Origin of the sequence: Hyphomonas sp. UBA4505 (genome assembly GCF_002388685.1) — a bacterium.
Taxonomy (GTDB): Bacteria; Pseudomonadota; Alphaproteobacteria; order Caulobacterales; family Hyphomonadaceae; genus Hyphomonas.
In genome coordinates, this window is the sequence record NZ_DGMZ01000003.1 from 67,395 (window position 1) to 80,735 (window position 13,341).

Annotated in this window: 9 protein-coding genes; 7 read left to right on the top strand and 2 right to left on the bottom strand. The window is 55.5% G+C overall.

Features of this window, described 5'->3' with window-relative positions:
• Nucleotides 1-29 precede the first annotated feature (29 nt).
• Nucleotides 30-3,284, bottom strand: coding sequence for an amidohydrolase family protein (locus B3527_RS01975; RefSeq protein WP_290479505.1), 3,255 nt, complete (start codon nucleotides 3,282-3,284; stop codon nucleotides 30-32).
• A gap of 246 nt (nucleotides 3,285-3,530) precedes the next feature.
• Between B3527_RS01975 and B3527_RS01980 the strand changes: the two genes are divergently transcribed.
• On the top strand, nucleotides 3,531-4,613 hold the full coding sequence (locus B3527_RS01980; RefSeq protein ID WP_290479506.1) for a PepSY-associated TM helix domain-containing protein: 1,083 nt from the start codon (nucleotides 3,531-3,533) through the stop codon (nucleotides 4,611-4,613).
• A gap of 123 nt (nucleotides 4,614-4,736) precedes the next feature.
• Nucleotides 4,737-5,723, top strand: coding sequence for a LysR substrate-binding domain-containing protein (locus B3527_RS01985; RefSeq protein WP_206990565.1), 987 nt, complete (start codon nucleotides 4,737-4,739; stop codon nucleotides 5,721-5,723).
• Here B3527_RS01985 and B3527_RS01990 read toward each other — a convergent pair.
• Entirely contained in the window at nucleotides 5,720-6,868 is a 1,149-nt protein-coding gene (locus B3527_RS01990; protein ID WP_290479507.1) for a serine hydrolase domain-containing protein, read from the bottom strand. The two genes, B3527_RS01985 and B3527_RS01990, sit on opposite strands and share 4 nt — an antisense overlap.
• A 200-nt stretch (nucleotides 6,869-7,068) precedes the next feature.
• Between B3527_RS01990 and B3527_RS01995 the strand changes: the two genes are divergently transcribed.
• The 5 genes from B3527_RS01995 (at nucleotide 7,069) to ald (ending at nucleotide 13,134) form a co-directional block, all read left to right on the top strand.
• Entirely contained in the window at nucleotides 7,069-7,713 is a 645-nt protein-coding gene (locus B3527_RS01995) for an FMN-binding negative transcriptional regulator (protein ID WP_290479508.1), read from the top strand.
• Between the two features lie 121 nt (nucleotides 7,714-7,834).
• Nucleotides 7,835-9,208: an aspartate aminotransferase family protein gene (locus tag B3527_RS02000; protein WP_290479509.1), complete on the top strand. Its 1,374-nt coding sequence runs from the start codon at nucleotides 7,835-7,837 to the stop codon at nucleotides 9,206-9,208.
• A gap of 1 nt (nucleotide 9,209) precedes the next feature.
• Nucleotides 9,210-10,682, top strand: coding sequence for an NAD-dependent succinate-semialdehyde dehydrogenase (locus tag B3527_RS02005; RefSeq protein WP_290479510.1), 1,473 nt, complete (start codon nucleotides 9,210-9,212; stop codon nucleotides 10,680-10,682).
• Entirely contained in the window at nucleotides 10,682-11,998 is a 1,317-nt protein-coding gene (locus B3527_RS02010) for a putative porin (RefSeq protein WP_290479511.1), read from the top strand. Before B3527_RS02005 ends, B3527_RS02010 begins: the two co-directional genes overlap by 1 nt.
• Nucleotides 11,999-12,042: 44 nt before the next feature.
• On the top strand, nucleotides 12,043-13,134 hold the full coding sequence (gene ald / locus B3527_RS02015; RefSeq protein WP_206990570.1) for an alanine dehydrogenase: 1,092 nt from the start codon (nucleotides 12,043-12,045) through the stop codon (nucleotides 13,132-13,134).
• Nucleotides 13,135-13,341: the final 207 nt, after the last annotated feature.

The following is a 13,341-nucleotide window of genomic DNA, read 5'->3' on the forward strand; positions in this document are numbered from 1 at the left end:
TCTTTCATTGGATAACTGTGACAAAGCGCTCAGTGCTCGCCCCAGGCGGGCTTCCAGTTGATATGTTTGGGCACATCATTGACTTCCCAGTAGAACGGTCGCCGTGGACGATCATGATTTCCAATTTCGTTCATGGTCACAGAATCATAGAGACGACCATTCACCATTGTTCGCGAGACCGTTTCGGTATTCCGGATATCCGTCAGCGGATTTTCATCAAGAACGATAATGTCGGCGAGCTTTCCGGCCTTGATTGAACCGATTTGCTCCTCAAGTCCCAACGTCGTGGCGCCGTTGATCGTAGCAGCCTTGAGAACATCAAGATTGCTCATCCCGCCCTCTGAAAGCAATTGAAGTTCCCAATGCATGGCGAGCCCGTAGACTTGGCCATGCGATCCGGCATTCACCCGGCCACCGGCATCGTTCAACGCCTTCATGGAACGCGCAGCCGCGCGGAACCCCAAGTCCCAAATCTCGTCCGCTGCCTGTATATTTGTCATGCCGCGAACATAAGGTGGCGCCCCGACCGGGACTGCCAATGGGCTGTAAGAACTCGTCGTCGTCTGAACATAGGCATCCACCCGCGGGTCTTCCCAAAGCCGAGACGAATTGTAGAGATAGTTTTCTCCCATCAACTCCCCGAAGAGCACGATCAGAGTGGGTGTGTGCGCCACATCAGATTTCGCCATCAACTGGATGAAATCATCATAGAGCGTCTCGACCGGGACATTGTGTTGAAGGTTCAGATTGCCGTCCAGAATGGCCGTAACGCCATTGAAAAAGTGGCTCTCTCCCTCAACGTCCACCATGATGCCTTTTTCGCGTCCTGCCTTTACCAGCATTTGTCGTTGCTTGCGCTGGATCTGTCGGTAGCTTTTGATTATTGTCCCCCCCAATGCGTTCTTACGGTCCATCACCGCTACGGCATCTGCATAGGTCTCGATCGGAACATAGACCGGGTCATATTTACGCTTGCGGCCGAAAATAACACTCCCGACCGCAATGGTGCGGGGGCCCACCATCGCACCAGTCTGGGTCATCTCGGTAACTCCGTAGGTCGGAAGCTCCGATGTGTAGGGATCGTAGTTCGTGGTAATCCCGAAAGAGAGTGCTGCGTAGCGAGATGCTTGCTGCTGCGGCAACAGCCCTGCCGACGCATAGTAACATCCATCCAGATGTCCATGCATGTCCACAAGGCCGGGCATCAAGGTTTTTCCGGTCGCATCAATCACATGTGCATCGTTGGGAACACCGACGTCGGCGGTAGGTCCGACCGCAACGATCCGATTTCCATCCACCACAAGTGTGCCATGCTCGATGATACCGCCCTGATCCAGGGTAATAATCCGACCACCCACGAAAGCGGTCTTGCCGATGGGGCGGTCCACAGGAACGCGCAAATCCACCCTGGCAAACAGAGTGGGATCGGCGCCATCCGCGTTCACCGAGGCTCGGTACACATCAGGACCAAACGCCCAAAATACGCTTTCTGAGTCCCGAGCCCAGATCAGCTCATACCCTCCCGCATCTGTCAGTCGCGTGCCGCTATCAGCATCGAACACACCGCCCTCTACGGCCGGGTCAAAGGATGCCACGTAATACGTTTGATAGTGCCGATAAGCGATCCAGTTCAGATCCGGGCTAAGCTTCAACTCACTCGTGTCTGAATCCTTTGTTCGCAGGTGCACTTCATGGCCATCCCCATTGATCGACACGCTTTCGAGTGTCGTAACGAGCGTCTCGTCGATATAAGCCTCTGTCGTGAAGTACACACGCTCTCCATCGGGAGAGAATCTCGGATTGCTACCGACGACGCCCAATGGGGTTGCTTCGCCTCCCTCGGCAGGAATCCAGTAAATCCCAGGGTCCGCCAAGTGACCGCCGAGACAATCGTCGCCCGATGCAATCTGGAACATGATCACCGATCCGTCCGGCGAAAATGAAGGTTCACGCACAATGCCGGTAGACTTGAACAGTGTGGACACTTTTCCATTGTCGGATTTCACCTTCAGGGTCCCGCCCAATACGTCATCCCACTCGATGAACGCGATGGTTCGACCATCGGGTGAAAAGGCTGGCTCCGATTGCGAAGCTTCCGTCGTCGATAAGTGTTCCGGCGTGTTGTTGGAAATATCCTGTCGCCATATGCGTCCGAGCGCGCTGAACGCAAGCATCTGCTCGTCCGGCGAAAGGGCCAGTCGCGAAATCGCCTTTACACGTAACGTATCCGGATCGAGGTCTTGTGTGAATCGCGCCGGCTCGATCAAACGATGCCTAGCCGTCAGGGAGAATGGAATCTCATTCGCGCGCCCACTGTCCATATCGACGCGCATGATTTTTCCGCCTGCCCATATCGCGATTGCCTTGCCGTCGGGAAACCAGGAAAATCGGGGGTAATATGTGCCCTGCCCCAGAAAATCAGCCTGCCCATCCCGGTCCAATCCATCAAACACCGGTATCTGGGCGCGTGTCGCAAAATCGTACGTGAACAGCATTGTTTGATCTTTGACCCGGCGGACAAAGGCCATTTTACTGCCGTCAGGCGACATGGACGGAGTCATGGCGCCACCAAAACCGCCCACCACAGTTTTGATCTCGCCGGTTTCAAGACTTTTCCGACGAATGGCAAAATTCTTGTGGTTGGCATCCACATATACAGTGGACGCATGCGGCGGGGTCATTTTCTCGACGAAGTACAGGAACTGACCATCAGGTGAATAGACGGCGTCATGCACGTTTTCGCCATTCTCTGGCATCGGGACGATCTGTTCTGCATCACCCCCACTAGCAGGATAGGTTACCAATTCAGAGGAATGGAGCCGGTTCGCCGTATCGAACATGCGGGCCGCAACAATGGTTCGGCCATCCGCACTCCAGGATGGATCGACCAATGCAAGCGTGCTCTCGGACGAGACCTGAACGGGGTTGCTGCCGTCTGGGTCCGACGTCCAGATATTATCGGACCCGTCGACATCACTGATGTACGCAATGCGTGCGCCATCCGGACTGAATACCGGCGAATGCTGAATGGCAGGCCCTCCATGCACCAATTCAGCGGCACCGCCCGTTGCTGGCATTGAGTAAATGTCTCCCAACACGTCGAACACGATCGTGTCGCCAACCGGACTGACAGCAACACTTATCCAGGTTCCTTCTGTCAGGGAGAGTTCGACCTCCTGATAAGGCTGCCCAGTTTGGGTAATATCCCATTCCTGCGCGTTGGATGTACATCCAGTTGACAAAGCCAGGCCCAACAGTCCGGCAGCTATAGTCGTCACTCTCATGAATGCCTTCTCCCCTCTGTGTTGCAGCGCTCAAGCCCGTAGAATGCGCGTTCGCCGGTCCGGCGGGTAGGCTTTCCTGCAGCTTCGACTTGACCATGTCGCGACCGCATCGGCGAAGGGGCCTACGACGCATGAAGAGGTGCGCCAAGCGCACCACTGGTCACGCACTTCGCATCTGTCACGCGCTCCGAATTCTTTGCGATACATGAGACTGGCAATTTTTCGCTCTTTGGTACTGGAGGTTTCATGCGTTTTCCGAGAGTCCGGTCCATCCACAAATATGTCAGCCTCAGCTTCCTCGCTTTGTGGGCACTCCAGGCCGCATCCGGCCTGGCGATTAGCTTTCGAGCCGATATCGATGATTTCTTCCTCGGGCAGAAGAGCGTTCAAACCGAAACTGCCGCCCTGGCCAAAACGATCGAGACGCTTCAATCGGAAGGCGACGAAATCTCGTCAATCTGGATATCCGGTGGTCGGGACGGTCAATATGATGTCTATTTGGACCGCGATGGTGAAAGCCGCACAGTGCGAATTGACGGTAGCGGCGCACGAATCCGTGATCGGTCCGACGCCAATCGGTTTTCAGACGGCGCTATCTTCGAAACCCTGACGCAATTTCACAAATCGCTGATGTTGGACTCAACGGGTTACCTCTTCCTCACGATCTCCGGTCTCCTTCTGATATCAAATATCAGCCTTGGGCTGGTGGCTGGACGGTCTCAACGCAAACGCCTCAAAGCGTTTACAAAAGCCTCCTCCGTCCCGGCAGCTGCGGCATTGTCAGGCTGGCATTGGCGCGTGGGATTTTGGGGGGCAATTCCTGCGCTCTGCATCATCTTGGCGGGCACTGCCCTCACCCAGTCTGATCTGCTGGCAAATGGGCTGAGCGTGGAACAGAAAACCCCTGAAAGTCAGAAGCCCGCTCCAACGCACATCGTGGACTTAGGCACCGCGATGGATGTTGCACTCGGCGAGTATCCCGGATCCTCTCTCGTCGCGATCAATTTGCCCTCCGAAAACCGGCAATGGTACAAGTTTCGCCTGAAGGCACCCGGAGAAATGCCGCGCCTCTATGGTGCAACCCGCGTATTCGTCGGATTGGACGGCACGGTTCTGCTGGACCATGATGCTGCCAACAGTGCTCCGGAAGAGCGTGTAATTGAATCTCTTTACCCACTCCACACCGGACAGATCGGTGGACTGTTCGGGCGACTCATAAATGCCGCCGCCGGCATCTGGTTGTTGTTCATGATCGCTTTGGGCGTACAACTTTGGTTAGCCCGTCGTCGCGGGCAAGGCGCAACGAAATCGCCACCCGGTGGTGAATAAGTGACACGCTATGAAATCAGGCGCGACGAACACATGGTCCCACTGGAATCAGCGCAAAGCTTGACTTACGAACCCGCCGGAAGGTCAATCCCGCGACAAACACACCATGATAGGGAAACCAGAATGGCCGACCGTAAGGACGACCTGATCAAGACCGGGCAACAGCCCCCACTCAGAAAAGCGCTTCCACCATTTGAAGGATTGCGGGCGTTCGACGCCATCGCCCGGCTCGGCGGCGTTCGAAAAGCGGCAAAATGGCTGGACCGGGACCATGCAGTTCTAAGCCGACATTTGCGGGCTCTTGAGGAATGGGTCGGAATAACCCTCGTGGAACGCGTTCCGACGGGCCTGATCCTGACCGAAGCTGGCAAGGACTATCATCGCTCAATTGCTCAAGCCCTTGATATGGTGGCGCACGCCACACTGGACCTGCTCAATCAGGGCATCCATCACCAGCTTCTGATATGGAGTACGCCCGGATTTGCACAGCAATGGCTGTCGCGCCGTTTGGCATCGCTTGAGCGCGCAAACCAAGGTGTGGAAATCGAGCTCAAGCCGTCCGTCAGTGCTCCGGACTTTCTCTCCCATGAGGCCACTGCTGATATTCGCTACTGGGCATCCTACGAAGATCTTGATGAGCTTCCGTCCCACCTGAGAAGCCAGGTGATCGCACAATCTCCTATCATTCCGGTAGCAAGCCCGGACTATCTCGAGAGCGCCCCTGAAATCCACAAACCTGAAGACCTGCTCAATCATCAGTTGCTTCATGAGAATACAACCGAAACTTGGGAAATCTGGCTGAACTCTCTTGGCGTCGATTGTGCCGATGGGCTCAAAGGTCCTCGCCTGTGGCAGGGCAACTTGACGAGCGATGCGTCCCGCCACGGACGGGGCATTGCCCTGACCAACCCCTTGCTCGCCGAAAAGCACCTTACAAGAGGCGACCTGGTCTGGATCGGCAAGGATAATCCGGCTTTTCCAGCAAGGCGGGGCGACTATGTTTTGATCGCCCGTCACGATCGTTGGAACGAACCAAGCTTGCGAAAATTCCGTCAATGGCTGACCAATACGATCGCCAAGGACACGCCTCAGTTCAAGCCAGGCAGCTAGCTCAGCGCATCCACAGCGGCATTGAAGAAATCATTATCCAGGATCGCTTCCGAGAATTTTGGCTTCGACCGGCAACTCAGAACGGTCAGCACAATTCCACGACTGGGATTGACATAGATATATTGCCCGAAGATTCCCCGTGCGCTGAATGCGCCTTCCTTAAAATCACCGTCGCGGTCAGGCACGGGCCACCACATATACCCGTAGTTCAATGGGTCGGATCCCGCCATACGTGGCTCAGTAGCTTCCGTGAACCAACCTTCCGGTACGACCGATTCCCCGTCGATCACCCCGCCATTCAACGCGAAGAGTCCCAATCGGGCATAATCATGCAAATTCGCGCAAATGCCACTGCCGGCAACCTCAAGCCCATCCGGCGACTCCAGCCACCATGCGGCGTCCGCCTGCATGCCAAGACGCGACCACATGGTTTCGGAACAATAGTCAGACAGCCACTTCCCGGTTGCGGCTTTGACCAGTGCACCCACAACATGGGTCTCGCCCGTGCTATAGTTCCAGACCGTTCCCGGCTCGGCAATGCGGGGCAAAGAGGCCATGAATTTCATGATTTCACCCGGTTTTTGTCCAACCTGGAGATCCAGCATGGTGCGGCGCTCAGACTCCGCCACCGTGTGAGTATCGTCCCACTTCACACCTGACGTCATCTGCAGCAAATGCTTGATGGAGACCCCATCGTAGCCACTACCGGACAGTTCAGGCAGGTACTTCACGAGTTGGTCATCAACGCTGTCGATGAAGCCATCCTTGATCGCCGCACCAACCAGCGTGGTTGATACTGACTTGGCCATGGACATCGACATCCATCGCGTATCCGGCCCGATGCCCTGATCATAGTATTCGTGAACGATATGCCCATCTTTGATCGCCAACAGTCCGACGAGGCGGTTCTGGGATACGTAGTCGAACAGATCGTAGGATTTACCATTCGCCTGAATAGGCATATCGCTCAGCGGCGTCGCCGCATATGGCAAGGCAGACACCGTGTCACCAGCCTTGATGGTGCGAGTGGGGAAAATCTCGTGTGTATGGCTGAACGTATGCATCTGAATATCTGGCATCAATTTGCCAGCATAAGCCGTCACGATGTCACCGAACTGCGGTTCGCGCTGAGAGAATGCTGTCACGAATAGTCTCCTAGGTTAGCGCAGCGACAATCAGGAGGTGGCGCGCGCTTTGTGGTGACAATACATTTCGATACCGGCAGACTCAGGTGCCAAGCAAAGGTATTCTGGTGCCCCTGCCGCACCAGCTGTTATACATTTCGCGCCTCACATTTCTGTCTGTCGACGCGAAGACTGACCCCAGAAAATACAAGGGATATAGTATGACCGATGCAAATGAGACGTGGCACATGTATGTGCCGAAACCTTATCGGGCGTCTGACCCGCTCTCGATCATAGCCGCCTACCCCTTTGGCCAGATAATCACCAGCTGCGGCGACCTGCCCTATGCGACCTCGGTCCCCATGTACGTGGTGACAACATCAACTGGTCACACTGAGCTGGTCGGGCACATGGCACGGAACAATCCACACGCCACCACCCTGGCCGCCGGCCAAAAAGCGCTTGCGACCTTTCATGGCCCGAACGCGTATATCTCGGCAAGCTGGTACAAGGACCAGCCAACCGTTCCGACCTGGAACTACATTGCTGCGCAAGTACGAGGGACGCTTCATCCGATTGATGATGCCGAGGCTCAACTGGAGATCATGCGGACCACGATTGCCCAGAGCGAAGCGGCGTCCCAATCCGCGTGGCGTATGGAGCACGCACCCAATGGCAAAGTCGACAGCCTGGTTCCCCGTATCCGCTCCTTCCGGATCACCATTTCAAATATCGATGCGGTGACAAAGTTGAGTCAGACCCATCCGCTCGCGGATCAGAAGCGGGTTGTCGACGCCCTCGAAACTCACAGCAACGTTCAGGATCAGGAAATCGCGCGGCACATGCGCAATCTTTGGCCAAAATAGTCACATCGCATTGGTCATGCACCATCGGTGCTGAAACCGCACCACTCCAATCGGTTTAGTCATCTTCTCCCTTCCGCCGCCTGAGCCCAACATGGGTTCAAACAATTGAAAGGGACGCACAATGGCGATCGCGCATCGGAATACAGCCCAGTGGCAGGCCATGGACGCCTCTCACCACATACACCCGTTCTGCGATCCAAAAACACTCGCAGAACGTGGCGTGCGCGTCATAACGAGCGCAGACGGCTGTTATGTTTATGACAGCGACAACAACAAGATCCTAGATGGGATGGCTGGCCTTTGGTGTGTGAATGTCGGGTATGGTCGCCAGGAACTGGTTGATGTTGCGACCGCGCAGATGGAGCAATTGCCATTCTACAATTCGTTCTTTCAAAGCTCGACGCCTAGCCAGATCGAACTTGCGCAAAAACTGTCAGAGATCGCACCGGGGAACCTCAACCATTTCTTTTTCGCCAATTCCGGATCCGAGGCGAATGACACCGTAATCCGCATGGCACGCCATTATTGGCACGTCCGCGGCAAGCCAAAGAAACACAAGTTCATTGGCCGTCATCTCGGATATCATGGCAGCACGCTTGCCGCGACCAGCCTCGGCGGCATGAAGCACATGCATGATATGGGATCATCCATGCTTCCTGGCTTCGAGCACATCATGGAACCCCACTGGTACGCTCACGGAGGGAATATGAGCCCCGAGGAGTTCGGTCTCCGGGCAGCACATGCACTGGAAGAAAAAATTCTCGAAGTTGGAGCAGACAATATCGCCGCATTCATCGGCGAACCAATTCAGGGCGCTGGTGGCGTCATCGACCCACCTCCCAATTACTGGCCCGAGATTCAGAAGATCTGCCGCAAGCATGATATCCTTCTGGTATCAGACGAGGTCATCTGTGGTTTTGGACGTCTGGGGGAATGGTTTGGATGCCAGCACTATGGTGTCCAGCCTGACATCATGCCGATGGCCAAAGGCATGTCATCCGGCTATCTGCCGATTTCTGCGGTGGCTTTCAGCGATGAGATATTTGAGACCATCAATGAAGGTGGTCCCATCTCTCATGGCTACACTTATTCCGGACACCCCGTCGCTTGCGCGGTTGCGCATGCCAATATCAACATTATCGAACGCGAAGGCTTGGTGGATCGCGTAAAGAATGATTTAGGCCCCTATCTGCACGCACGGCTCCAGCAGCTATTTAATGAACATGCAATCATTGGTGAAGTACGCGGAGCTGGCCTGATTGCCGGTCTTCAGCTCATCAAGTCACGGGAAGCATGCGAACACTTCACGGCTGAAGACAATGCGGCGAATATCTGTCGTGACATATGCCTCGATAAAGGCCTGATCATGCGTGCCGTCGGACAGGCAATGGTGATCTGCCCTCCGCTTACTATCACGCATGCGGAAATAGACGAACTGATCGACATCGCGTCTGCCGGCCTTTCGGAAACGGCTGCCCGCTTGGGAGTCGCATGACATGTCCGTCATGCAAGTCTCGACTGCGGACTCCGTAGCGACGTCGAATGCTCTGCTGCACCGGTTGAAGGAGCGCATAGCCGCATCGTCTGTGGAGAAATCATTTACCGTGACCAATCCCGCAGACGGATCCATTGTGGCAAAAGTGCCGGATCTGGGCGCGCCGAAAACGGAAAAAGCGATTGCGCTGGCAAATGATGCACAGGTTGCATGGGCCGGGCTGACGGCGGGAGAACGCGGAGCGATACTGCGGCGGTGGCATGACCTTATTCTCGCATCAGAAAAAGAACTTGGCGAAATACTGACACTCGAACAGGGCAAGCCTTTGGCAGAAGCCCGCCGGGAAGTGACGTTTAATGCCAGCTATATTGAATGGTTCGCTGAAGAGGCCAAACGCGCTTACGGTGATGTGATACCGACCAGCGCGTCCTCCCGGCGACAGCTCGTCATCAAGCAGCCCGTGGGAATTGTCGGCGCCATTACGCCCTGGAACTTTCCGAGCGGCATGATAACCCGCAAGGCTGCGCCTGCACTGGCCGCCGGGTGCGTGATCATCCTGAAGCCATCCGATGAAACGCCCTTGTCAGCGCTGGCACTGGAATGCCTGGCAGAGGATGCCGGTTTCCCAGCCGGCGTTTTCCAGGTCATCACTTCGAAAGATCCAGCGCCCGTTGCCCAGACACTGACCAGCCATCCACTCGTTCGCAAGATCTCCTTCACCGGATCTACGCGCGTGGGGAAACTGCTCATGCAACAGAGCGCGGACAGCGTAAAACGCATGTCACTCGAACTGGGTGGGAACGCGCCCCTCCTCGTGTTCGATGATGCAGACATCGATGCAGCCGTTGCAGGCGCGCTGGTCGCAAAGTTTCGCAATGCTGGACAAACATGCATCTGCGCCAATCGCATTTTGTTACACACGTCCATCAAGGACGCATTCCTTGATAAATTCGTGGCAGCGGCAGAGGCCATGAATGTTGGGGACGGACTCGATCCATCTTCTGACATGGGGCCAATGATCAACACCGCCGCTAAGAACAAGGTTCAGGCTCTGATAGCAGACGCTGTCGAAAAGGGCGCGACAGTGTCCGCGTCTCGTCACTCCTCAGACGTCGGAAATTTCATGCCGCCTACCATCCTGTGCGATGTCACAACGGATATGGACATCGCACACACTGAGATTTTTGGCCCAGTTGCGCCGGTTCTCGTTTTCGAAAACGACGAAGACGCCATCGCATTGGCCAATGATACGCCTTATGGGCTCGCCGCATATTTCTGGACCCGAAAGCTTTCGCGCGCCTGGCGTGTCGCTGAGCAATTGGAAGTCGGCATGGTTGGATTGAACGATATTGCGATCTCAGGAGAGGCAACACCTTTCGGAGGCGTCAAGGAATCCGGCATCGGGCGCGAGGGGTCTCGCTACGGCCTCGATGACTATCTGAATGTGAAGTATATCGCGATGGGGGGAATCTGATGTTCTACCCGAATACGGTTTCGACAAAATTTCACCTCCTGAAAGCCAGCGCTATCATAGCTATCGCTTCTGCGACGGTGCCAATGGCCGCACTGGCCCAGGACGCCGCAACGGATAATCCAGCAGCTCTCATCGCCGAGCTGCAGGAAAAACTACGCTTACAGGACGAACGACTGGCGCGCCTTGAGCGGATGCTGAAAGACGCGACAAATGTGCCAGCCAAGCTTGCAACAAGCGACCGGGACACCCGCGTCGTCGTGGCAGAAGCCACGGTCGCAGATACGCGTCCTGCCGCCCCGACTGGGAATCTCAACATAAGTGGCGATATGCGCCTCAGATATGAGCATAACTCGTCTGATGGCGACGAACGCGATGATGCGCGCGGCGTCGTGCGTGGGCGTATCGCGGCCACATATGCCGCGTCACCTACTCTCGAACTTGGTGCCAGGCTCGTCACTGGAGATCCTGACGATCCAAATTCAGCCGACGTTTCGCTCTCCAACTTCAATGACGATCTTCAGGTAAGCCTGGACCAAATTTACGGCATCAAGACGTTCGGCAAATTGTCCGTGCTGGGCGGAAAATTTGCGAACCCATTCCGGCGCACGGATCTCGTCTGGGATGGCGATGTGAACCCGCAAGGCTTGGCAGCCCGCTACGCGGCTCTCGACAATGGTTCGACTCGCATCGGGGGTAGCGCGCTGTTTTTCCCGATTGAGCGTTCGACCGCCGCCCAAGACAGCACAGCATCCGGATTTCAGCTCACCCTCGATCAAAAAGCCAGCGAAGCGTGGGAGTTCGGATTTGCTGCCGGATACTACGACTATGAAATCGAGGCGGTTGGCACAGCAGACTCCGGTGATACACGCACCAACTTGCTTGATGGTTCAGGCGCTTATCTGTCCGATTTTGATCTTCTCAATATCATGACGGAAGCGTCCTTTTCCGGCTTTGGAGATCGCTGGCCACTGGAAATCAAGGCTGAATATGTTCGCAATCTCGGTGCGGACGATTATGATACAGGCTATTCAGTCTCCGCATCGCTTGGACAGGCGGGCGCGCCAGGAACCTATAGTTTCGGATATGGCTATCATGTCGCAGAAGCCGACTCGGTATTCGCGGCCTTTGCGCAAGATAACATACCATATGCCAGCAACTATCTTCAGCACACATACTCGTTCTCCTACGCACTCAGCGAGCACCTCCAGATGAATACGAGCCTGTATGCGTATCGGCTCAAGGATGAAATCCTCATCCCGTTCGCCACCGACGACTGGCAACAGCGACTTCGCGTAAATCTGATCGCGAACTTCTAGACCCTCCTTCATATATCGGACCCACACCTCAAAGGATTGTTGACTTGCGTATTGGCACCCCAAAAGAACTCAAGAACCGTGAATATCGCGTGGGCCTGACGCCACAAGGCGCCCAGGAACTCGTACGGTCGGGTCACTCTGTATTCGTCGAAACCGGCGCGGGCGAAATGGTTGGATTTTCTGACGAACTGTATGAATCGGCAGGCTGCACAATTTCCACGAACGCGGACGAATTGTTCGACTCTTCCGATATGATCATCAAGGTGAAAGAACCTCAACCAGTTGAGATCGCGCGCCTGCAACCACGACACACGCTGTTCACCTATCTTCATCTGGCACCAGACCCTGAACAGACCCGCGGACTTTTGAAGTCGGGCGCTACCTGCATTGCCTATGAAACAGTAACCGACCGGTTTGGACGCTTGCCTTTGCTTACCCCAATGAGTGAAGTGGCCGGACGCTTGTCAGTTCAGGCTGGCGCCAAGTATCTTGAAATAGCTCAAGGTGGCTCGGGAACACTATTGGGTGGCGTTACCGGCGTCGCTCCAGGCAAGGTACTCGTCATCGGAGGTGGCGTCGCAGGACGGAATGCGGCGGAAATGGCCGTCGGGCTGGGAGCAAATGTCACCATCCTCGATCGCTCACTTGATCGTCTTCGGGAACTGGACGCATTCTTCGCGGGTCGCGCCCGCTGTCTTTACTCCACGTCGGCTGCGATCGAAGCTTCACTTCTGACCGCTGATTTGGTGGTCGGGGCTGTCCTGCTTCCCGGGTCGGCTGCGCCAAAGGTCGTTTCAGCCGAACAAATCTCGATGATGAAGCCCGGATCAGTGGTTGTGGATATCGCCATTGATCAAGGCGGCTGTTTCGAAACCAGCCGTCCGACCACACATGACGAACCCGTCTACAATGTTGATGGTGTCTGCCACTATTGCGTTACCAATATGCCAGCAGCAGTTGCCCGAACATCCACAATCGCCCTGTCAAACGCCACCCTGCCCTATGCGATGGCGTTGGCCGATTTGGGCACCGAACAAGCCGTGAAGACCGATCCACATCTGCATGCCGGCATCAATGTAGCCCATGGTGACATTGTCCATCCCGAAATTGTCGCGGCGATGGCTGGCCTCATATGACGTCAAGCCGGATATCCTGAGATTTACGGCACTTATGGCGACCATCGTCGCGGAACTTGCCCCCCATACGAACCCGGCCTGAACAAGGCCGGGTTTGGCAAATTGTAGAGCAAGACTTGAGCGCTGCGAAAGATGGCGCGAATGACATCCCATTCCGCTCTTCGCAACATTTGGTTAACCTTGATCTCCAAGATGCAAGGCAGCGGT

Excerpts from the sequence above, each read along its gene's own strand:
- B3527_RS01975 (WP_290479505.1), bottom strand. The coding sequence starts at position 3,284 with ATGAGAGTGACGACTATAGCTGCCGGACTGTTGGGCCTGGCTTTGTCA.
- B3527_RS01980 (WP_290479506.1), top strand. The coding sequence starts at position 3,531 with ATGCGTTTTCCGAGAGTCCGGTCCATCCACAAATATGTCAGCCTCAGC.
- B3527_RS01985 (WP_206990565.1), top strand. The coding sequence starts at position 4,737 with ATGGCCGACCGTAAGGACGACCTGATCAAGACCGGGCAACAGCCCCCA.
- B3527_RS01995 (WP_290479508.1), top strand. The coding sequence starts at position 7,069 with ATGACCGATGCAAATGAGACGTGGCACATGTATGTGCCGAAACCTTAT.
- B3527_RS02000 (WP_290479509.1), top strand. The coding sequence starts at position 7,835 with ATGGCGATCGCGCATCGGAATACAGCCCAGTGGCAGGCCATGGACGCC.
- B3527_RS02005 (WP_290479510.1), top strand. The coding sequence starts at position 9,210 with ATGTCCGTCATGCAAGTCTCGACTGCGGACTCCGTAGCGACGTCGAAT.
- B3527_RS02010 (WP_290479511.1), top strand. The coding sequence starts at position 10,682 with ATGTTCTACCCGAATACGGTTTCGACAAAATTTCACCTCCTGAAAGCC.